Origin of the sequence: Archangium violaceum, from assembly GCF_016887565.1 — a bacterium.
GTDB lineage: Bacteria > Myxococcota > Myxococcia > Myxococcales > Myxococcaceae > Archangium > Archangium violaceum_B.
Genome location: NZ_CP069396.1, coordinates 5,624,178 through 5,644,657 on the forward strand (window position 1 = coordinate 5,624,178; position 20,480 = coordinate 5,644,657).

The 20,480-nt window shown below is 66.9% G+C and carries 16 protein-coding genes; 5 read left to right on the forward strand and 11 right to left on the reverse strand.

The window, feature by feature from the left end; genetic code table 11:
• Positions 1–2: 2 nt before the first annotated feature.
• From JRI60_RS23080 to JRI60_RS23105, 6 genes are all read right to left on the reverse strand, one after another.
• Positions 3–2,066: a glycosyl hydrolase family 28-related protein gene (locus tag JRI60_RS23080; protein WP_204228003.1), complete on the reverse strand. Its 2,064-nt coding sequence runs from the start codon at positions 2,064–2,066 to the stop codon at positions 3–5.
• A gap of 86 nt (positions 2,067–2,152) precedes the next feature.
• Positions 2,153–2,716: a GNAT family N-acetyltransferase gene (locus tag JRI60_RS23085; RefSeq protein ID WP_204228004.1), complete on the reverse strand. Its 564-nt coding sequence runs from the start codon at positions 2,714–2,716 to the stop codon at positions 2,153–2,155.
• 62 nt (positions 2,717–2,778) lie between these two features.
• Positions 2,779–3,975 carry a lactonase family protein gene (locus JRI60_RS23090; RefSeq protein WP_204228005.1) on the reverse strand — a complete coding sequence of 399 codons (1,197 nt, stop codon included), beginning with the start codon at positions 3,973–3,975 and terminating at the stop codon, positions 2,779–2,781.
• Between the two features lie 18 nt (positions 3,976–3,993).
• The gene (locus JRI60_RS23095; protein WP_204228006.1) at positions 3,994–5,814 is read right to left on the reverse strand and encodes a carbohydrate-binding domain-containing protein; all 1,821 of its coding nucleotides are present in this window, start codon (positions 5,812–5,814) and stop codon (positions 3,994–3,996) included.
• 123 nt (positions 5,815–5,937) lie between these two features.
• On the reverse strand, positions 5,938–6,651 hold the full coding sequence (locus JRI60_RS23100) for a hypothetical protein (protein WP_204228007.1): 714 nt from the start codon (positions 6,649–6,651) through the stop codon (positions 5,938–5,940).
• A 45-nt stretch (positions 6,652–6,696) separates the two neighbouring features.
• Positions 6,697–7,656 carry a LysR family transcriptional regulator gene (locus JRI60_RS23105; protein ID WP_204228009.1) on the reverse strand — a complete coding sequence of 320 codons (960 nt, stop codon included), beginning with the start codon at positions 7,654–7,656 and terminating at the stop codon, positions 6,697–6,699.
• 70 nt (positions 7,657–7,726) lie between these two features.
• Here JRI60_RS23105 and JRI60_RS23110 point away from each other — a divergent pair, with 70 nt between their 5' ends.
• Complete coding sequence (locus JRI60_RS23110) at positions 7,727–8,692, forward strand: MBL fold metallo-hydrolase (RefSeq protein WP_204228010.1); 966 nt, start codon at positions 7,727–7,729, stop codon at positions 8,690–8,692.
• Between the two features lie 135 nt (positions 8,693–8,827).
• Here JRI60_RS23110 and JRI60_RS23115 read toward each other — a convergent pair whose 3' ends face one another.
• On the reverse strand, positions 8,828–9,862 hold the full coding sequence (locus JRI60_RS23115) for a hypothetical protein (RefSeq protein WP_204228012.1): 1,035 nt from the start codon (positions 9,860–9,862) through the stop codon (positions 8,828–8,830).
• 641 nt (positions 9,863–10,503) lie between these two features.
• Here JRI60_RS23115 and JRI60_RS23120 point away from each other — a divergent pair.
• From JRI60_RS23120 to JRI60_RS23130, 3 genes are all read left to right on the forward strand, one after another.
• Positions 10,504–12,669 carry an ATP-binding protein gene (locus JRI60_RS23120; protein ID WP_239470677.1) on the forward strand — a complete coding sequence of 722 codons (2,166 nt, stop codon included), beginning with the start codon at positions 10,504–10,506 and terminating at the stop codon, positions 12,667–12,669.
• Between the two features lie 120 nt (positions 12,670–12,789).
• Complete coding sequence (locus tag JRI60_RS23125) at positions 12,790–13,092, forward strand: putative quinol monooxygenase (RefSeq protein ID WP_204228014.1); 303 nt, start codon at positions 12,790–12,792, stop codon at positions 13,090–13,092.
• A 107-nt stretch (positions 13,093–13,199) separates the two neighbouring features.
• Positions 13,200–14,351 (forward strand): oxygenase MpaB family protein, encoded by a 1,152-nt coding sequence (locus tag JRI60_RS23130; RefSeq protein WP_204228016.1) that lies wholly within the window; start codon positions 13,200–13,202, stop codon positions 14,349–14,351.
• Here JRI60_RS23130 and JRI60_RS23135 read toward each other — a convergent pair.
• The 4 genes from JRI60_RS23135 to JRI60_RS55150 form a co-directional block, all read right to left on the reverse strand.
• Positions 14,348–14,716 (reverse strand): hypothetical protein, encoded by a 369-nt coding sequence (locus JRI60_RS23135; protein WP_204228017.1) that lies wholly within the window; start codon positions 14,714–14,716, stop codon positions 14,348–14,350. The genes JRI60_RS23130 and JRI60_RS23135 overlap by 4 nt on opposite strands.
• 524 nt (positions 14,717–15,240) lie before the next feature.
• Positions 15,241–17,748, reverse strand: a complete 2,508-nt coding sequence (locus JRI60_RS23140) for an ATP-binding protein (protein WP_204228018.1) — start codon at positions 17,746–17,748, stop codon at positions 15,241–15,243.
• The gene (locus JRI60_RS23145; protein ID WP_204228019.1) at positions 17,745–18,713 is read right to left on the reverse strand and encodes an ABC transporter substrate-binding protein; all 969 of its coding nucleotides are present in this window, start codon (positions 18,711–18,713) and stop codon (positions 17,745–17,747) included. The genes JRI60_RS23140 and JRI60_RS23145 overlap by 4 nt, the downstream gene beginning before the upstream one ends.
• Positions 18,714–18,738: 25 nt before the next feature.
• Complete coding sequence (locus JRI60_RS55150; protein WP_430384410.1) at positions 18,739–18,948, reverse strand: hypothetical protein; 210 nt, start codon at positions 18,946–18,948, stop codon at positions 18,739–18,741.
• Between the two features lie 214 nt (positions 18,949–19,162).
• On the opposite strand from JRI60_RS55150, the gene JRI60_RS23150 reads away from it, so the two are divergent.
• Complete coding sequence (locus JRI60_RS23150; protein WP_204228020.1) at positions 19,163–20,341, forward strand: hypothetical protein; 1,179 nt, start codon at positions 19,163–19,165, stop codon at positions 20,339–20,341.
• Positions 20,342–20,480: the final 139 nt, after the last annotated feature.

Genomic DNA, 20,480 nt, shown 5'->3' on the forward strand with positions numbered 1-20,480 from the left:
GCCTACTGCCGGATGAGCTTGATGTAATCGACGGCGATGTTGAAGCCGCTGCTGGCCGCGTTCTTGCCGCTCACCGTGAAGGTGAACGCCTTGGGGTTGAGATCCGAGAACGTCACCAGTCCCAGGTCCTCTTCCACATAGACCGTCGAGCTCGAGTACTCGTCCTGGGTGGCTCCCTGGAGCGCCCCGTCGATGTCGAGCTGATACTGGCCGCGGGTGTTGTTCTTCTTCGTCCTCACCTTCACCTGGAAGGTCCCGATCGTCCGGGGGTAGAGGGTGTAGGTGACCTTGCCGCCCACGGCGGTGGTGTTGTGGTAGCGCAAGCTCCCCTTGTCGGCCTGTGCGTCGATGTTCGTCGAGGACGTGTCGTTCACCTGGCTGGGGAGGATGTTCTCCGCCTGGTAGATCAACTCGGTACCCGCGTGCTCCTCCGTGCCGCCCAGGCGCCGCTGAATCTGATCGACGTAGAGCGACTGGGGGGAGAGCAGGTTGCCGGACGAGGCCGTTTCCGCGAAGTCGGCCGGAGCGGTCTTCGTGGTGGTGGAGAGGTCCACGCCGGTGGCGCTTCCGCGCACGCCAATCACATAACCCTGGCCATACTGTTGCGAGCGGATGATGGAAGTGGTCCCGGAGCGGTACTGCGACCCGTTCGTGTTCCAGAACACGCTCTGCGTGGTGGTGACCCCGTGGCTCGTCGTGCCGTAGGGCGAGCGGTCCGCGGCCTCGAATTTCTCCTGATGCAGGGTGAGGTTGTCCATCAGGTTGGCGGCGCTCAGGTGCATGTGGAAGTCGGACACCAGATCGCCATTGGACGCCCGGTCATTGAACAGCACGTTGCCGGTGGCCTGCATGGAGCGGAAGTTGAAGTTGTGCCGCCCTCCATAGGCCACGCTGTCCTTGATCAGGTTGTCACTGCCCCGGATGGAATACAGGTAGCCGTTGCCGCCTTCGCCCTTGTACTGCGGCTTGTTCAGCTCGCAGGAGTCCACGGTGATGTTCCGGGTGAAGAGCAGATCGATGCCGTTGGACAGCACGTGGATGTCCCGCGTGTTGGACGGCGGCCGGTAGGATTTGACGTTGACGATCCATCCGTCGACCGTGTGGTTCATCACCACGGCGAAGGAGTCATGCATCTGATAGGCGCCCGTTCCGGGAGTGCCGAAGTCATCGCCCGCCGTCCCGGGCGTCGAGTTCTCCTGCATGCCAATGGCCAGGTTCTCGATGCCGACCTCGGACAGGTGCGCGGCCACCTTGTAGACCCGCGCGTTGTCCCGGGTCTTCATCTCCAGACGCAACGGGATGTCGATCGTCAACGTCTTCGCGGTGGAATCGACGGCGGTGATCCGACGGTAGAACGACGCTCCGGGAAGCGAGGTCCAGTCGCTCCCCATGTTGAGCTCCTGGCTCAAGGACTCGGTGAGGTCCGTGCGGAGGACGATCCACTGGCCCACGCTGAAGCCACTCACGCTGGCGACGGGAATGCGCGTGGTGAGGATGGGCAGGTTCGCGGTGACCAGGGTGCTGGTCGCGGAGGACGGGGTCCAGGAGACCGACGAGGCCTGCGGCGAGACCCGGATGACGCTCCGGCCGCGCATGTCCGTCGCGGCGTTGTAGAGGAACGTCTCGGTGGGACCCTGTCCCCGGAGGACGACGTTGCTCTTGTTCAGCAGCAGGGCGTGGTTCTTGGCGGACTGGGGCGACACCTTGTAGGTGCCCGCCGGCAGGTACACCACGGCACCTCCGCTCTGGGCTCCCGCGTCATCGATTGCCCGTTGCAGCACCATCGTCACGTCCGAGATGCCCGTCTTGTCCGCGTAGTAGGGGGCCGCGGTCACGTCGATCACGCGATCCACGCGGATGGGCGGCTCCGCCTGCCGCGCGCGGTAGCCCGCGTAGGAGAAGTCGTGCAGGAACTGGGAGGGGTTGCTCGGGTTCGTGTAGCCGGGTGTCCACGTGGAGGGGTACAGCACGCTCCTCCATGCGGCGTCCGCCTCGCCGGGAGTCGTCATTCCCAGTGCGACACCCATGAAGACGCACATCGAGCGCAATCCCAGTTTCGCGTTCATCTGAATTCCCCTGGCGATACGAGTCAGGCGCCCGCTTATGTCACGAAGAGAGAGAGTAGTAAAACGAGAATAGATAGTAATGAAGGTTACTTCCGCGGCTCCCACTCCGAGCGCGAGAGCCGGTAGAGCACGTGCCGGCGAAGGGGGTGCTGCGCGGGAAGGCGAGGGTGGTCGAAGTCCTCGGCCGGAGTGCGGTGCATGCCCAGCCGCTCCATCACCTGACGGGAGCGCAGGTTGGCGGGCACGGTGAAGGAGACGATCTCCTCCAGGCCGCGCTGCTCGAAACCGAAGCGGAGGGCCTCGCGCGCGGCTTCGGTGGCATAGCCGTGGCCCCAGTGCGCACGCGCCAGACGCCAGCCCACCTCGACGCAGGGGGTGAAGGGCGCCTGGAAGGTGGGAATGGAGAGCCCGACGAAGCCGGCGAAGTCCGTCACGCCGGGCACCTCCAGGGCCCACAGTCCGAAGCCATTCCGGGCGAAGTGGTCGCGAATGCGCGTGGCCAGCGCATCACTCTCCTCGCGCGAGAGGAGGGACGGCATGTACTCCATCACGGTGGGGTCCGCGTTGAGCGCGGCGAAGGAGGCGAGGTCGGCGTCCCGCCACTCGCGCAGAAGCAGACGCCCGGTCCGGAGCTCCAGGGAGGAGGTCATCCATCCATCCTACCTCCGAGCGGGCGTGGAGGGGGCCCGGCGGGTGGGTCCCCCCCAAGGGCTCAGGCGGAGGGCGGAACCACCAGCAGGCACGTCGGAGTGGGGATCTCCAGGGGCTGGCCGACGGGCGTCAGCCTTCCGGTCTGTGCGTTCCTCTGGAAGGAAACGACGGTGTTTCCTTTTTGATTGGCCACCAGCAGGTACGTCCCGGTCGGATCGATGGCGAAGTTGCGCGGCCAGTTGATGTTCGTGGTCACGTGCTCCACGAAGGTCAGCCTCCCGGCCTCGTCGATGGCGAACACGGCGATGCTGTCATGGCCGCGGTTGGAGCCATACAGGAACCGGCCGTCGGGACTGACGTGAATGTCCGCGCAGTAGCTGGGCGTGGTGAGCCCTTCGGGCAGGGTGGAGACGGTCTGCAACGCCGTCAGCGCACCTCGCGTCCCGTCATAGGAGAAGGCCGTGATCGTGGAGTCCAGCTCGTTGATGCTGAAGGCGAAGCGGCCATTGGGGTGGAAGGCCAGATGGCGCGGTCCCGCTCCCGGCGCGCTGGAGACCGAGGCCGGCTCGCCGGGCGTGAGCGTTCCCAGTTTGTTGTCGAACCGGTAGGTCATGACCTTGTCCAATCCCAGGTCCGAGACCAGGACGTACTGGTTGGCGGCATCCAGCCGGGCCTGATGGGCGTGCGCGCTGTCCTGCTGGGGCTTGGGCCCCGAGCCCCGGTGCTGCTTCAACTCGACGGCGGCGCCCAGTCCGCCGCCCGCCTGGATGGGAAGGACGGCGACATTTCCGCCGACGTAGTTGGCCACCAGCACGAAGGCGCCCGTCGCATCCACCTCCAGGTGGCAGGGTGCACCGCCCCGAGAGGGCTGTTGGTTGATGAAGGTCAGCTCACGGCTCCGGGAAGCGACGGCGAAGGCACTCACCGCGCCACTTGGCTGGCCCGCGAAAATCGTCAGTTCATTGACGGCATAGAGGTATCGACCTGTCGGATCCAGGGCGAGGAAGGACGGATCGGCCACGCCCCGGGTGACACCCACCCGCTCGAGAGTGCCCGTCTCCATGTCCAATCGGCAGAGGTAGATGCCCTCGCTGCCGGTGTCTCCCGAGGTGTAGGTGCCGACGTAGACCCAGAGCTCCTTGGGCTTCTGAGTGGGTTCCATGGGGGTCTCCTCGTCACGGCAGGACAGGCTCAGTGCCGCCGTGCCCAGACCCGCAAGATAGATGAAATCGCGGCGCGTCATGGCTTTATCGTTCATGGTGCCTCCACTCGCGTCTCAGGGAACGGGCCGGTAGCCCTGGGTGACCGCGGTGTTCACGGGGTTGAAGGCGTCCGCGGGCTGTCCCGTCCAGGTCGTGCTCGGCGCCCGGAGGGGAACCGGAGTCCCCGCCGCGCCGTCGCAGACCACGCTGTCGACCACCTCCAGCGTGGTGCCGCCCTCCTTGGAGGCCACGGCGCCACACGGTCCCGCGTCCGAGAGGATGGAATGGACGAGCTTCACGCGCGCCGCGGGCGTGGTGTTGTTCTCGAGGACGATCTCACTGCCCTCGTTGGCGAAGAAGGTGGAGTCGTAGACCTCCACGTAGCCCTGGGACCACAGGCCCGCGGTACTGTACGTGTCACGCTTCTGGGCATACGCGCCCAGCACGTTGTGGAGGAGGGTGGGCTGCGCGTTGTCATTCCAGAGGCGGAAGTTGCGCTTGTTGCGCAGCGCCACGCAGTTCTCGTAGTAGGCCGCCTGGGACTTGTCGTCCCACCCACCATCCGTGTTGTCGAGCGCGGCCGAATTCAAGAAGGACACCTTGGAGGCGGAGCGCTCCAGGGAGAAGCCGTCCCCGTTCTGGTAGCCGGAGGTGGACGTGAACGTGTTGTTCTTCATGGTGACGCGGTTGAACACCAGGTCATGCGAGCCCGGCGTGGCGGCGTCGGCGGGGTTCTCCACGGAGACACCGAAGGGATAGGCCTCGGTCGGCCAGGAGGAATCACCCGTCGTGGCATCCGCGGTGAAGTCCTGCACGAGCAGCTCCGACACGGTCTCGCCCAGACGGATGCCCCGCTTGGTGTAGCGCGACACGTCCGACTGGAGCAGCTTCGCCTGGGACACGTTGCTCAACGAGAAGCCCTCCCGGACGCGGGTGAAGTGCAGCTGGCTGAGCTGGAAGTGGGAGGAGCCGTCGGCCCGCACGCCGTGGTAGTAGCCCTCGGCGCTCAGCCCCTGGATGTCCCAGTAGTGCGCGTTCGTGAAGCGGATGAGCGCGTAGCTCTTGTTGCTGCTGCCCGGATCCGTGGGCGTCCACAGGCCCTTGAAGACCGGTGGGCCCGAGCCCAGGTCCACGCCCACCACCTTCTTGGGCAGCGCCTCCGTCCCGCTCGTGGTGAGATTGAAGGCATACGGTGTCGAGCTCTCGTAGAGGCCGCCCGCGACGTAGAGCGTGTCCCCCGCCGCGAGCGTCTGGTTCAACGCGGTCGAGAGCTGCGCGGCGGAGAAGGCCTGGCTCCAGCTGGAGCCGTCCTTCACCCCCGCCCCGGAGCGGCTCAAGTAGAAGGAGCGCCCCGGAAGCAGGGCCGAGGACAGCCGCCGCAGGTAGACGTCCCCGCCGACGAACGAGAACCGCAGGACGTGACGGCCCGGGGTGACCTCGAGGGGCGTGGTCACCTTGTAGGCCTGGAAGGTGCCGTGCCCGCCCGTGGCGGGAAGCGTCACGGGGAGGGGAGCCGCGCCATCGAGGCCGAGCGAGACCTGCGCGCTCCCGCTCGGCTGGGAGTAGGTGATGGAGACTTCGTAGCGGCCACCCGTGGGCACATCGATCGTGTATTCGAGCCACTCGCCCGGCGAGCCCCGGACCTCGTAGTCCCCCGAGCCCCGGACGCCGATGTCCACGGCCTCGCCGGGCCGGTAGTACTGATAGGCATTGACCGCGTCCGAGTCGTGGTAGGCGACCCCTTCGCCCCCCTGGTCGAAATCATACGCCTTGATGGCGCCGGGAAAGGCATTGGCTCCGTAGGGCAACTGCTCCGCGGCGCTCACGACCCCGGGAGCGCTGACGCACAAGGCCAGGACGAAGGCCCCGCACCCACCACGCACCTGACTCGACATGTGAGAATTCCTGTATCCTGAGATTTACGTGGATTCCAGGGAAATATGTATCCGAATCAGGGGCGGAACGAAAGGGGGCAATCCTGGCTGGCGGGAAGCGTGTGGTCCGGCGAGGAGGGCGCATCAGGCGCCGCAGATCCTCTTCCTGAACTCCGAGTACTCGAGGGTGTCGCGGGTCTTGCAGGACTGCTTGGAGAGGGTCTCGAGGGTCTTCAAGTCCAGACGTGGGTCGTTCTCCAGCATCCGGAGCATGCGCACCGTGGCCATGCCGCCCACGTCCTCGAGTCCGTCGTCGCAGTGACGGTTCTGGACGTACGTCTCATGGACCTGGTGGTACAGGTCATGGCAGTCGTCCTCGTCCGCGGCCTGCTTGCCCTTCGGGGCCACCTTGTGAAGGGTCTGCTTGCCGTCCTGGTAGATGAGGGTCGCGCGCTTGCCCTGGTCGTAGCCCAGGTCCACCTTGATCGTGTCCCTCTCCTGCATCGTCGAGACTTCGCCGGTCTGCGAATAGAAGACCTGGGTGATGACGGGCGCGGCATCCTTGCGCAACTGAATGAAGAAGTGCGAGTCGATGGTGCCAGAGCCGCCAGGGTTCTCACTGAACAGCACCACCTCGCCGTTGCTCGTGTGGAAGACCTTGACGATCGACAGGTGCATCCCCTCGCTTTGATAGATGCGCTTGCCATTCAAGACAGCCTCTTGTTCGGTGTCGCTCTCTCCTATCATCTTGATTTCGAGCTTGCCCAGACGGGTATCGGCCTCCAGGATGTAGGGGCTCTCTTCCTCCGCGAATGACACCGTGGACAGCAGGATCAGGCTCAACAGCAGGCGATGCATCGTTCTCTCCAGGCCGGTTCTTCCGTGATGGGGACGGAGCCCACTCTACCGGGTATGAGGGGCCGCGGAATCTCCCTCCTCCGCGGGCGATGCGCGCGCGGCGGCGAGCACCTGCTCACGGAGCCAGCGGTGCGCGGGCTCCTGTTGTCGATGCGGGTGCCAGAGCTGCTGCACGCGCAGCGGCTCGTGGGGGAGCTCCACCGGCACCACGGTGAGCGGGAAGGCCTCGGCGAAGCGGCGCGCCACCCGCTCCGGCAGCGCGGCGATGAGATCGGTACTCGACAGCACCCAGGGCGCTACGAGGTAGTGAGGGGTGAAGAGCACCACGTTGCGGCGGACCTTCGTCTTGCGCTCGAAACCCCCCTCGGTGCCGCCGCGCGGTGAGACATGGAGCTGTGGCAGTGACAGATCGAAGCGCTGCGGCTTGCGCAGGGCGGGATGGCGCGCGCGGCCGACGAGCATGAAGCGCTCGCGCACCAGCACCTGCCGCTGCAGTCCTCGCGGCGCACGGTCCCCCGGGGCGAGATCGAAGACGCCAAGGACCAGGTCGAGCTCGCCGGACTCCAGCTCGGGGGTGGGGAAGTCGCGCGGCAGTGGCACCACGCGCAATTTCACGCCGGGGTAGTTCGTGAGTCGCGCCGCGAGCTGTGGGAGCACGAGGAGCTGTGCATGATCGCTCGCGGCGAGCACGAAGGTGCGGCGCGCGGTCTCGGGCACGAAGTCCTCGGGCGGCACCAGGGCCTCCTGGAGCTGCCGCAGCGCGAGCGTGAGTGGCCCGCGCAGGGCCCGGGCCCGAGCGGTAGGCACCATGCCCTGACGGCCGCGCACGAAGAGCGGGTCTCCGAGTGCGTCGCGCAATCGCGCCAGTGCGTTGCTGGTGGCCGGTTGCGAGAGCCGCAAGCGCGCCGCCGCGCGCCCCACGCTCTGTTCGATGAAGAGCGCGTCGAGCACGCGGAGCAGGTTCAGGTCGAAGGTGGCGAGATTCACACCGTGAATATCGCTCATTCTCACATCCAGAAGGCAAATGGGACGGCGGGAGGGCATCTTGCGGTCGAACTTTCAGGAGAGGTGCCCCATGCGGAAGCTCATCGTGTTGTCGTTGCTGTTCACCGCGTGCGCGTCGTTGCCCCCGGCGGCGCCGCATGCCTTCGTGCCCTCGCCAGCCCCGGGCGCGCCGATCCAGGTGTGCTGGATCGACACGGGGGGCGTGACGGTGCCGGGAGGGTACGGCGCGGGCGGCTCCACCAAGGCCGCCACCTGGGAGGTCACCTCCGCGGCGCTCGTCATCCGCCACCCGAAGGGCGACCTCGTGCTCGACACCGGCATCTCCCCCCACGCGCAGGAGGAGCAGCGGGAACTGGGCGCCTGGGGACGCTTCACCTTCTCGCAGACCGCGGGTCGCAACGCACCCCGGCGGAACTTGAAGGAGGCCCTCACCGCGCTCGGGGTGACCCGGCCGAAGGCGCTGCTGCTCTCTCACGTGCACGCCGATCATGCCGGCGGGGTGGCGTCGCTGCCGGACGTGCCGGTGTGGCTGGCCGCCGAGGAGGAGCAGCTCATCGAAGCGGAGCTGGAGCACCCGCGCGGGGTGGCGCTCCCCGCGCATGCTCGGGCCTTGAAGGGCCGCATGGTGCCCATCCCCTTCGCGGCGGAGCCGTACGCGAACTACGAGGCCCGCTTCGACGTCTTCGGCGACGGCTCCGTGGTGGTGGTGCCGACCTTCGGGCACACACCGGGCAGCGTGGCGACGTTCGTGAACGTGTCACCGGCCCAGCGCTTCGTGCACGTGGGGGATCTCATCAACCTGCGGGAATCCATCGAGCGGAACGTGGGGAAATCGTGGCTGATGCGGCGGCTCACCGACGAGGACTCCGCGCGCACCCAGGCGGAGGTGGCGAAGCTGGTGCAGCTCCACGCGCGGGATCCGGAATTGCTCATCCTGCCCGCGCACGATCGCAGGGCCTTCGTGGAGCTCTTCGGCGCGGACGAGGGTGGGGTGCCGCCGTGCATTGGCACACCGCCGCGGCCATCAGGGGGCTGAGCGCCCGCCAATCTCAGGGAAGCGCTCGGGGAGGGTCGGCTTCCGGGCGCGAGTTCAAGCAACTGGTCCGATGATCGGACCAGTTCGAGCTGAGTGCCGCCGGAAGGTGTCCCTCGCAACGTCGTGGGCAGTCGGCTAGTAATGAATACGAGCGCTGACGGCGCGGTGGCCGGAGTAGTTGAGGTCGTCCCGGTCGGCTCCGGTGAACTGCAGGTCGGCGGCATCCCCCTCGTTGTAGGTGATCGTCTTGCCATGCGACGAGGTCGCCGCCGCATTGAAGAAGAGGAAGTCGATGCGGCCGCCTCCGCCACCCGTCCAGTTGTCATCGAGGCAGCTCCGACTCTCCGAGCAGGCCTCGTAGACCGGATCGTTCCAGTTGTAGTCGATCGTGCTGGGAATCCAGGAGTTCGCCTGCTTGTACCAGTCCTTGTAGGCGCCGTTGGCGTAGTCACCCTCGTTGGAGTCGACGCCCCAGACAATCAGGTTGGCGTCGCTGATGCCTCGCATCTTCGTGTCCGTGAGCTGGATGTTCTTCTCGGCACACGCGCGGTCCGAGCTCGGGCCCTCCTGCGCGGTGGGCCAGTGCGACGAGCCGAGGACGACCTTCTTGTGGGTGATGACGTCCGTGAAGGCCATGCGCACGCCGATGGAGCGCGACTGATGGTTGGGCACGCACGAGCCACCCGCGCCCTTGTAGACTTGCCACGTCGCCTTGGTCCCGGAGATGGGCTGCAGGCGACCCGTGCGATAGATGATCGCATTGGTCTGATAGTCCTTCGCCGGGCCGCAGGGGCTGTTCATTGCCTCCGGATTCGCTTCGGCAACGACGTAGTCATACAACCCGGGAAGGTTGTCCTGCATGTACCGCGCGAGCTCGGCGGCCTGTGCGGCGCCGCTCATCTGGTGGACGATGAAGACATCCGGCGAGTACTCCTGGGTCCTCATGTAGTAGATGAGATCCTGCCAGTCCCCCGCGCACAACTCGCTGGCGGTCGGCAGGTTCTCGTAGTTCACGTTGTAGACCACCAGGAAGCCCGCGTTGCCGTTCACCGAGACTGCCTGAGGAAGCGTGCTCAGTGCGTCGGGCTCCGCCGCGTCTTGAGCTTCGACGTTCCCGCATCCGAACAGGAACAGGGAGGTCATCACCGAAACCGCGATTCTGGGATTCATGGGACCTTCGAGGCAATGGGCCCGAGGAATTCAGGCTTCACCCTGGAGGAGGGTCCGACCCGGCCGCCATCCCAAAAATCAGCACCGGAGGCCTCGCGCGGCTCAGTGTTGGATGAAATGACGTGGGTTGGATGAAATGACGTGGTGTGAGCACGTTGCCCGAGTCCGCGACGAGCCTGCCGTTGACCGCGTAGCTCACCTCCGGGGGATGCGGCCTACCAGCAGCCCCGGGCGACGCGGCTCTACGAGAGACGGCTGCCTACATCCGCGACTTCGAGGCTTCGCTCGCGGCGGCCCACCACGTGGACGGCGTGAAGCGTGCGTCGAACGCACCGGCTGCAGCGCGGTGGCGGTGCGCCACACGTTCTTCACCGGGTCATGCAGGGAGCCCTGCCCGGAGTCGTTGAGCACCAGGACCTCTCCGGTGGAGAGCCGCGAAGCACTCGGGCACCCTGCGTCTCTCGCTCATGCTCTCCCAACAGCCTGCCTGGCGGACCTCTACCTGCACATGTTGGCGCGGAATTCCTGTGACTCGACTCGTGTCAGAGCGTCACAGTCGACCTCGTTAGCCGTGCTTCGGCCCCTGCAGCCAGCGCCTGACCTGCATGCTTGCCGCCGAGAAGCCAGGTCGCTACGCCACCATGCCGACATCCAACCGCCCCCGTGCCTCCCTGGCTCAGTCCACGCTCATCAAGATGGGCGTGCGCATCGCTGTCGTCATCGCGCTGAGCACCCTCTTCAGCTACCTCCACATGCTCCACACCCTGCGCGCCGAGGCCCTTGCGCAGCTGGAGCAGCATGTGGCGGAGCGCAGCCAGCGTGAGCAGTCCATCTTCCTGTTGGCCGAAGACAACCTCTCCGTCCTCGAGAAGGCCCTGGAGGAGAAGATCCGCGCCTACCAGCACGAGGACGTGAGTGCCCGATTCGACAGCCTGTTCGCGCTGATGCCCGATGGCGCGATCCGCAACCGTCTCGAGGGCTTCGACGGAACGAGGATGCCGTGTCTCTTCGTCCCCCGGGGCGTGCCCGTCGACATGGACCAGCGTCGCCGGCTCCTGGCCGCGTACGACGTGCTCATCCAGTACGGGCCCGCCTTTCATACGCGCTTCACGGACTCCTTCATCACGCTGCCCGAGGGATCGCTCGCCATGTTCTGGCCGGAGCGCCCCAACTGGATCAAGGAGAGCGATCCCACCACCTCGATCATCACCCAGGACTTCTTTCCCGGCAGCCTGCCCGAGAACAACCCGAAGCGGCAGACGACCTGGTCTCCCATCTACAAGGAGCCGGTCACGCAGCAAGCGATGTCCACGGCCACCACTCCCCTGGACATGGATGGCCGCCATGTCGCGTCGATCAGCCATGATGTCCTGATCGAGGAGTTGATGGCCCGCACCATCAACGACCACCTGCCCGACGCCTACAACATCGTCTTCCGGGATGACGGCAAGCTCATCGCCCATCCTGAACTGAAGGGGGAAGGCGCCGTCGAGCAGCAGGCCCATCTGCGGAGCATCGTCGAGCGGGTGATGGCGAGCCCACCCGGCCAGGCCATCCTGAAGTTCCCGGAGCACGGTGAGTACCTCGCCGTGGCACGGCTGAGAGGCCCCGGTTGGTACTTCGTCACCGTTCTGCCCGAGAGCGCCGTGTCCCACCCCGCCTTCCAGGCGGCGCGCATCATCCTGCTGCTCGGCATGGTGTCGCTGTTGCTCGAGCTGGCCATCGTGTCCTGGGTGCTCAGGCAACAGATCACCCGTCCGCTGCTCGCCTTCACCCAGGCCACCGATCGCGTGGCGTCCGGGGAATTCAAGGTCGAGCTGGACACCACGCGCGATGACGAGCTGGGGCAGCTGGCTCGCGCCTTCCGGTTCATGGCCGACCAGGTCCAGCGCCGTGAGGAAGAGCTGCGCCAGGCCAATGACGGGCTGGAGTTGCGCGTCGAGGAGCGCACCCGAGAGCTCAAGGAAGTCCACCTGCAACTGGTGCAGACGGCCCGGCGCGCGGGCATGGCGGAGATCGCCACCAATGTGTTGCACAACGTCGGCAACGTGTTGAACAGCGTCTACACCTCGGCCCAGGTCGCCAAGGAGCGGTTGAGCGGGATGCGGCTCGAGCATGTGAGCCGGGTCGCCAACATGCTCGAGGAGCGCCAGCCCGACCTCGCGACCTTCCTCACCCAGGACGAGCGAGGGTGTCACCTCATGCCCTTCCTCAACAAGCTGGGGCAGAACCTGGTGGATGACCGGGAGGAGATCGTCACCCTGCTCGATGATGTGGGCCGGTACACCGAGCACATCGGTGACATCGTCAAGGTACAGCAGAACTACGCCCGGACGCCTCGCGTGCATGAGCCGGTCCTCCTGACGGAGCTGGTGGAGGATGCCCTGCGCATCAACTCGGCCGGGCTCGTTCGTCACCAGGTGAAGGTGGAGCGGCACCTGGCCTCCCTTCCGCCGCTGCTCACCGACAAGCACAAGACCCTGATGATCCTGGTCAACCTGGTCAGCAATGCCAAGTACGCCATGGACGTCCTGCCCGTGACCGAGCGGCGCCTCATCGTCAAACTGGAGCGCACTGCCGACGACCACGTCCGGATCGCAATCCACGACAACGGCATGGGCATCGCGCCGGAGATGCTCACGCGCATCTTCCAGTATGGCTTTACCACCCGTGAAGAGGGACACGGGTTTGGACTGCACTCCAGTGCCCTGGCGGCCCAGGAACTGGGGGGCTCGCTCACCGTCCACAGCGACGGCCCGGGTCACGGAGCCACCTTCACCCTGGAAATGCCCTACCTCTCCGCCTAGAAGCTTGTCGGCGAATCGGCCAGGAGTACGAAGGCGCGTAGCAGGCACCATGTGGCGTGCCAGCAAAGAAGGCAGCGTAGGTTGGATGAATGGCGGGAGCCGTGTCCAGGAGGAAGTGTCATGTACGGATTGATTGGAAGGATGATCGCCGCTCCGGGCAAGCGGGATGAGTTGCTCGCGGCGATGAGCGGAGGCACCAGCGGCATGCCTGGGTGCCTCAGCTATGTCATCGCGCTCGATCGCGAGAACCCGGATGCCCTCTGGATCACCGAGGTCTGGGACAGCGCGGAGAGCCACAAGGCGTCCCTGTCGTTGCCCGCGGTGCGGGAGGCCATCGCCAAGGCTCGACCGATCATCGCCGGGTTCGACAGCCGGGTGGAGACCGTCCCCGTCAGCGGGGTGGGTCTGCAGGGCGCGAAGTAAGGACCGCGCGTGCGCCTCGCTCCAAGAAAACACACGGAGCGAGAACAGGTCTGGGCCCCCCTGGTTGGCCTACCGGTTGCCAGGTACGCTGCACCCAAGGAGGAATCATGTCTGTATCTCGTGGTCGTTGGACGGATGATGTGCTCGAACCCTTTCGCTCCATGGGCGAGCCCGTGGCGGATGCGGCCATTCAGGCGGTGTTCGCCAACAACGAGGTGGCGGCCGTCAACCGCATTCTCCAGAGCATCCAGTCGAACGTGCACCTGGTTCCAGCGGAAATGCCGGACGCGGTGGAAGACTATTTGAACCAGACGGATGACTGGCCCGAGTGGGCCGATGCGGAGAAGGTCCGTCTGGGCCAGCGGCTCTTCCAGCGTTACGGCATGCAGATGACCCTGGCCTACTTCACCTGGTCCCTGCCCAACTGCTACGCCTGGGCCAAGGCGGCCAAGGTGCTGACCTGGACGGGTGGCATCGACAAGCACGTGCACCGCCGGATCATCGAGACGGCGCAATTCGTGCTGGATGTGATGGCGGAGGGCGGCCTGGAGCCGAAGGGATTCGGGGTGCGCACGGCGCAGAAGATCCGGCTGCTGCACGCCACCATCCGCTACCACGTCGGGAGGGATCCCAAGTGGCAGGCGTCCGAGTGGGGCACTCCGGCCAATCAGGAGGATCATGTCGCGACGCTGTTGACGCTCGCCCTGGTCCCCCAGGTGCTGACCAGACTCGGGCTCGACTTCACCCCAGAGGAGGAGGACGCCTACTTCCACTGCTGGAAGGTGATTGGACACTTCCTGGGCATCCACCCAGCGCTGTTGCCCCGAGATCTGGTAGATGCGCAGCAGCTCTGGGAGGCCATCCAGCAGCGCCAGGTGAGACATTCTGCGGATGGGGTCGCACTGACCAAGGCGCTCGTCGACTATTTGAAGATGCGCATCCCTGGCACGATGATGGACGGCATCGCGGTGACGACGATGCGCGAGCTGTGCAGCGAGGCGGTCGCCGACGCCGTGGGGCTCGAGAAAACGGACTGGACCCGTCATCTGCTGGGACCGATGCGGTTGATGTTCTCCCTGTCGGACGAGGCGCAGGATCAAGCGGGTTTCGCGGCGAAGATCTCCGCCTCCCTGTCGCGCAAGCTGCTGGAGGGGCTGCACTCCTCCGAGACGGGCGGCGGCCGTGTGACGTTCCGCATCCCTCAGTCACTCCAGGAGTCGTGGAACCTCGCGGGCCCCGGGGAAAAGAAGGCCGGCTAGGCGCGAAGGCACTCGCGGCCTCCAAAGATGAGGAATGGCACCCACGCGCGGTTCCAGAATGCAAAATGCCACTTCTCCTCGCGCGCCTCTTCGTCCATCGCCTCATACTCGGCCGCCAGGTCATCCCAATCGGACTTCTCACTCAGAATGCCGTCGATCGACAGGAGCCGAAGCGTCGAATCAGGGAACAGCGTCTCCTCTTCTCCTTCACATTTCAGCCCGTCGTCGTCCCAACGAGGCTCGGCATTGCCGTTGAAGTTGGACAAGAGCTCCAGCAGCTCCTTCGGGATTGCGAGCGCGAGAGCTTCGGAGAGAAGCCAGGGCCGGATTGTCGCTGACGACGCTGACGAACTGGGCGACCGCATGGGAAGATTCAACTGCCATATTCCTACCTCTCTCTTACGACTCGATCGCCACTCCGGTTCTCCACCGAGAGAGCACGTATTCAACGGGTGCTCGACGAGGGCCCGTTCAAAGCGGGATCCGCTCGAGTCCGCGGGCGCTCGCAACGTAGAGGTGATCGTCGTCCATCGCGAGCGCCTATGTCGAGCCGATGCTACGATCGATGATCTCGAGGCGGCGGCTCGCGCTCTCGATGCGGAAGAGTCCCTTCTTTCCGGAGTCGCACCGAAGATGGCGTAGAGCACGCCGCCCCGCACCACCATCGCTGAGAGGGTGAGGGAGTCGAGCGACGCGATCATCGAGACTACATGGGAGCAGACGCGGGCGAAGCGGGAGGTGCTTTGCTGGAGGACCCAGGCCGAGGCCGCCGATGTGCCGCCCAGACCGGTCTCGAGGATGACGGTGCGTGGGCCCTCGCCGCTGCAGTGGATGTGCATGCCGGCGGGCCCCGCACCGACATCGCTTCGGGCCGCGCACCCGCCAGCCTTCAGAGGGAAGAGCTGGTCTGCTCGGAGTCCAGGCAAGGGGTCCCGTGTGTTCGCGAGTCCCGGGCGGGCTCGAGCGGTAGCTCGACGGTGAAGACGGAGCCGGCTCCCGGCTGGCTCGCGACGTGGATGTCCCCGCCGAGCGCGCGGACGATGGCCAGCGAGATGTAGAGGCCCAGCCCCAATCCGCCATACTGCCGGGTGGAGACCGCCCGCTCGAAGCGCTCGAAGATGCGCTCGAGGTCCTTGGCGGCGATTCCGATGCCGTGGTCCCGGATGCTCCAGAGCGCCCTCCCTCCGGACGAGGCGACGTGGATCTCCACCGGCCGGCCCGCGCCGTACTTCAGCGCGTTGGTGACGAGGTTGGTGAGGACCTGCTCCAGGCGCATCCGGTCCCAGTGTCCCACGGTGGGCCCCTCGGTGGTGACGAGGAGCTGGCAGCCGGCGGCGCTGGCCTGCTCGGAGAAACGCTCGGCCTGGTCCCGGGTCAGCTCCACCAGGTCCACCTCTTCCAATTGCAGGCGGATTCGGCCGGAGGTGAGGCGGGAGACGTCGAGCAGGTCATCGACGAGCCTGGACAGGCGCTTCACCTGCTCGAGCGCCTTGTCCACCTTCGGCATCAGGCGGCTGGCGCCCGCTCCGCCGACGCTGGCGGCCAGCGCGCGCTGGAGCGTCTGCAGGTGAAGGCGCAGGGGCGTGAGAGGCGTGTGCAACTCGTGGGAGGCCACGGAGAGGAAGTCCTCGCGCAGGCGCACCGCCTCCTGGGACTGCTGGTAGAGCCGGGCGTTGTCCATGGCGACCGAGGCGCGCCGGGCGAGCTCCTCGGCGAGTGCCAGCTCATGGGGGCCGTACTCGAAGCCCGGTGTGTCCGACACCAGCAGCATGGCCGCCAGCGTCTGCCCCCGTGCGGAGAGCGGGAGGGCAATGGCGGTCCTCGCTCCGAGCCGCCGCAGCATCTCCGGGTACTCCGCGTCGGCGTTGCCGGTGTGGAACAGGGCCTGGGTGGCCTCGCTCGCCAGGAGCGGCCTGCCGGTGCTCAGCACGCGCGCGGTGGGCTGGAGCGTGTTCCAGCTCGGAGGGTAGCGCTCCGTCAGCTCGCGCAGCAGCCTCTTCCGGGTCAGGTCCTGGTGCACCTCGGCCGCGCGGTGGATGCGCCCCGCGTCGTCCACCCTGTCGATGACGCACCACTGGCCGAGCTGGGGCACGGCCAGCCGCGCCACACGCTCCAGGGTGCTCGTCTCGTCGAGCAGCTCCGCCAGCTGCGTGCTGGCCTCGATGAGGACGTGTTGGGTCTCCTCGGCGCGCTTGCGCTCGGTGATGTCGATGAACGTCGAGACGATGCCGACCTTCCTGCCCTCCTGGCGCATGGGGTGGGACCAGCGCTCCACCGGGAAGCTCGTGCCGTCCTTGCGCCAGAGGACATCCTCCTCGGTGTGGTACGGGGTGCCGGTCTTCATCGCCTGGATGATGGGGCACTCGCTCGGGGGGTAGGGCGTGCCGTCCGCGCGGGTGTGGTGCCATGTCGCGTGCGCATCGCGGCCCAGCAGCTCGCTCGTTTCCGAATAGCCGAGCATCCGGACGGCGGAGCGGTTGACGAAGGTGCTGCACCCGTCGGGGTCCACTCCGATGATGCCCTCCGCGGTCGAGTCGAGCAGCAGCCGGACGTGGGACTCGCTCTCCTCGAGCTGGGACTGGGTCGTGCGCAGACCTTCGGCCATGTCGTCGAAGGCCTGGCACACCTGGGCGAGCTCGTCGCTCCCGGTGAGCCCGCAGCGCGTCTCCCAGTCGCGCGCGGCGAAGCGCCGGGTGGCGGCGACCAGCCGGTCCACCCGCCGGGTGAGGGCGAAGTAGGAGAAGAGCCAGAGCAGGCCCGCGAGCAGTCCGATCATCAGACTGCGCTTCATCACGCCCATCCGCACCTGCTGGAGCCCCTGCTGCTTGAGGGTGGTGAGGTCCCGCTCGACGACGAGCAGCCAGACCGTCGAGGGGGAGAGCATCCCCGGCTGTGGCGGCCCCAGGACGGGGTAGTAGCCCACCAGGGCTCCACCATCCCCGGTCACCCGGACGCTCGCGGCGAGGTGCCGGCGGGCCTTCTCCATCTGGTGCTCCGCCTCCCCGGTGTACAGCTCGGGGTGGAGAGCCCGGGCCGGCCGACCCAGCTCGATGCGCCGGGTCGAGGCGACCACCGTGCCGGTCTCGTCGATGAGCAGGGCCGTCTGGATGTGCGGATCCGTCCCCAGGCGGGCGAGCTCACCCTGCGTCTGCTCCAGGTCCCGTATTCGCAGGAGCAACTCCAGGTGAGCCTGTTTCTCGCCCAGTCGCTGGGCGAGCTCCTGGAGGGTGTACTCCTCGATCCGCTGGATGGTGACGCGCGAGTTCTGTCGCAGGTCGTAGAGGCCCAGCGTCGCCGCGAAGATCAGCAGGACCAGCGGGAGGGTGATGCGCAGGGGGGGCAGGCCACGACCTCCCTTCGCACGGTCTCCGGGTTGGTTGTCCCGGGAGCGCCTCATCTCCCGTCCTCCCGAACCTCCTCGAGGAAGCGAGCGTCCAGCATCTCCTCGGACCGGATGGGCTCCTGCATCAGCCCCTGTGACAGCATGAAGCGTTGCAGGCGCCGCGCCGGTCCGACGAGCGCGGGAGAGGGTGCTCCCAGCAGGGCGCGGTTCTCGTCTAAGGACAGCAGCCGCAGGCTCCGCATGGCCGTGGTGAATTCCGAGGGGCTCATGTCGAGACGTGGGCTCATCCGGGCCGCCGCGCCGTCCGGGTCGCGCCGCAGATACTCCAGGCCCTGGAACCATCCCTGGAGCAGGTGTTCCACCTGACGGGAGTACCGCGCGAGGCGATCCTCGCGCACCACCAGCACGTCGATGATCTCCTCCGGCAGCGCGCTGCTGTCGAAGAGCTCGTGCGCTCCGGCTCGCCGCAGCCTGTCCACGAAGGGCTCGAAGGTGACCACGGCGTCCACTTCTCCCGCCTCGTAGGCGCGCACCTGCTGGTCCACCGGTATCCGGACAATCTGGACGTCCGAGGGCCGGAGTCCCGCCTGCTCCAACGCCCGGCCGAGCACGTACGGGCTCGTCGTCAGATCCTCCACCGCCACCTTCCGCCCCCGGAGGTTCTCGAGCCGCCGCACCTCCGGCCGCGCCAGGAGGGCATCGCCTCCGTGCGAGTAGTCCAGGACGAGCACCACTCGCGGCTCGAAGCCGTGTTGCTGGAGCACGAGCGCCATGTCGAGGGTCATGTGGGCCGCGTCGATGACCCCGTTGCGGAAGGCCCGGCCGACCTCGCCCAGGGAGGCGTATTCCACCAGACGGACGGAGCGGTCGTCCGTGAGGCCGAGCTCACGCGCGAGGAAGAGGGGCTCGCTCCCCGGCCAGAGGACGGTGCCGAGGCGCAGCGGTTCCGTCTCCTCTCGAGCACACGAGGGCACGATGAGGAGGAGCAGCAGACCGAACACTCGGACGAGGCTTCGCACGGACTCTTTTCCTGGGGCGCCTCACTCAAGGCTTGGGACGCGGCGGGGCCACCGCAAGGCGGCGCGGGCGAGCGCTTCGGGAAGCGATGCCCCGGACGATGGCTCTCGCCGGGGACGGAGGCCTCAGGAGGCTGACGTGGGCCTGACGCAGGCGGCGCCTTCGGCGTGCGGCGAGCGCAGCCGTAAGGCCGAGCAAGTAGGCAATCATGCCCGCCGGTTCCGTCGCGGACGGCAGCGTGCAGCCGCACGAGCCGCTCCCATGCGGATTGTTTCCGTGATCGCCCTTGCAGCCCTCATCGGTCTCTCCGTCGCAATCATTGTCAGCCTCGTCGCCGCAGACCTCCGGTCCTGGCGCGCCCGCTACGGCGCTGCAGGCCGTGCTGCCTCCCCGTCACAGAGGGGGAGGGGGCTTGTTCGCCGCGTGCTGTATCCCGTATTCAGCTGCTCGCATGTCTCGCACTCTTCTCGTTGCCTTCGTCCTGCTGCTCTCCACAGTCCCCGGCTCCGTGCTCGCCGCCGAGGGCTCCACCTGGGGTACCACCTTCCCCGCGGATGCCCTGGCGACGCACCTCGGCGACACGCCGGCCCGCTACCTGCTGGTGCCCGCCGGGAGCGACGCGCCGGAGCTCTCCCAGGCGGAGCTGGCCCTGTCCTCGGCGCTGCGGGCCAGCGGCAAGGCCCTTCTGGTCATGAATGCCCAGGCACTCGGTCCGGTGGCGCAGTTGGATGACGCCTCCATCGTCCAGCGTGGCGCGGGCTTCCCCGTGGATCGCGTGATGGTGCTGCGGCTCTTCCCGGATGCCTCGGGCGCACTGACCCAGGCGGTGGTGACCCTCTATGACACGGCAGGCCAGTCGCGTGGCTCCTTCTCCGCGGTGGCGGGGACGGCGCTCGCCGCCAGGACCCAGGCGCCCCAGCAACAGGTGGCCGCCACGCCCGCGCCGATGGCCCCTGTCAGGCCCGCTCCGAAGGCGCCCGCTCCGCCGACCGTGCCGAATGCGAATCCGACGGAGCAGTACGAGCAACAGTACATCGGCTTCGACGAGCTCATCGCCGTGAGCTCGGGGACCGGCGCGGTGGTGTCCACGTGGACCGTGCCCTACGTCGGCAAATTCAAGAGGCCGCTCGAGGGTGACGCCCTCTACAGGCTGGTGGGCCGCAACGACCTGGTGCAGGCCTACCAGGACAAGATGAACACCAAGACGCTCGTGAGCGTCGTGGGTGGGGCGGCCCTCCTGGGCGGAGGCATCCTCTCCATCTCCGCCCTCGCCGCCAAGGATGAGGACTGTGATGTCTTCTCGTCTGACTTCAACGCGTGCTTCGATCGCAACCGGCAGCGCTTCAAGGAGAAGACGACGACGTCCCTGGTGGGCATGGGCATTTCGGCGGTGGGCATTGGCGTCCTGGCGTGGGGCATCGTGATGAGCCCCCACCCGATCACCCCCAGCGAGGCGCGCGAGCTGGCCGACGGCTACAACAAGCAGCTCAAGGCGAACCTGGGGCTCTCCGAAGAGGGGACGCCCGTCACGCCCGAGCCCACTCCCTCCACTCCCGCCTCCATCCAGGCCCGCCTCTCCCCGGTGCTGGGCCCCAACGGTGCCGGGCTCCTGCTGAGCGGGAGGTTCTGAGACGAGTTGAAAGCGAGCGCTCGCGTCACATGTCCAGGCTACCATGGGTTTGCGGGGATTCGCTGCGAGGGTTGCAAGCCGGTAAGGGGTGTCGTCCTTGCCGGTGGGGAGGCGGTCGGAGTCGAGGAACTCAGCGTCA

Bases quoted from the DNA above. Each gene is read 5' to 3' on its own strand.
- JRI60_RS23150 (WP_204228020.1), top strand. From the start codon at position 19,163: ATGTCTCGCACTCTTCTCGTTGCCTTCGTCCTGCTGCTCTCCACAGTC.
- JRI60_RS23115 (WP_204228012.1), bottom strand. From the start codon at position 9,862: ATGAATCCCAGAATCGCGGTTTCGGTGATGACCTCCCTGTTCCTGTTC.
- JRI60_RS23090 (WP_204228005.1), bottom strand. From the start codon at position 3,975: ATGAACGATAAAGCCATGACGCGCCGCGATTTCATCTATCTTGCGGGT.
- JRI60_RS23080 (WP_204228003.1), bottom strand. From the start codon at position 2,066: ATGAACGCGAAACTGGGATTGCGCTCGATGTGCGTCTTCATGGGTGTC.
- JRI60_RS23085 (WP_204228004.1), bottom strand. From the start codon at position 2,716: ATGACCTCCTCCCTGGAGCTCCGGACCGGGCGTCTGCTTCTGCGCGAG.
- JRI60_RS23120 (WP_239470677.1), top strand. From the start codon at position 10,504: ATGCCGACATCCAACCGCCCCCGTGCCTCCCTGGCTCAGTCCACGCTC.
- JRI60_RS23100 (WP_204228007.1), bottom strand. From the start codon at position 6,651: ATGCATCGCCTGCTGTTGAGCCTGATCCTGCTGTCCACGGTGTCATTC.
- JRI60_RS23105 (WP_204228009.1), bottom strand. From the start codon at position 7,656: ATGAGCGATATTCACGGTGTGAATCTCGCCACCTTCGACCTGAACCTG.
- JRI60_RS23140 (WP_204228018.1), bottom strand. From the start codon at position 17,748: ATGAGGCGCTCCCGGGACAACCAACCCGGAGACCGTGCGAAGGGAGGT.
- JRI60_RS23135 (WP_204228017.1), bottom strand. From the start codon at position 14,716: ATGCGGTCGCCCAGTTCGTCAGCGTCGTCAGCGACAATCCGGCCCTGG.
- JRI60_RS23110 (WP_204228010.1), top strand. From the start codon at position 7,727: ATGCGGAAGCTCATCGTGTTGTCGTTGCTGTTCACCGCGTGCGCGTCG.
- JRI60_RS23130 (WP_204228016.1), top strand. From the start codon at position 13,200: ATGTCTGTATCTCGTGGTCGTTGGACGGATGATGTGCTCGAACCCTTT.
- JRI60_RS23095 (WP_204228006.1), bottom strand. From the start codon at position 5,814: ATGTCGAGTCAGGTGCGTGGTGGGTGCGGGGCCTTCGTCCTGGCCTTG.
- JRI60_RS23125 (WP_204228014.1), top strand. From the start codon at position 12,790: ATGTACGGATTGATTGGAAGGATGATCGCCGCTCCGGGCAAGCGGGAT.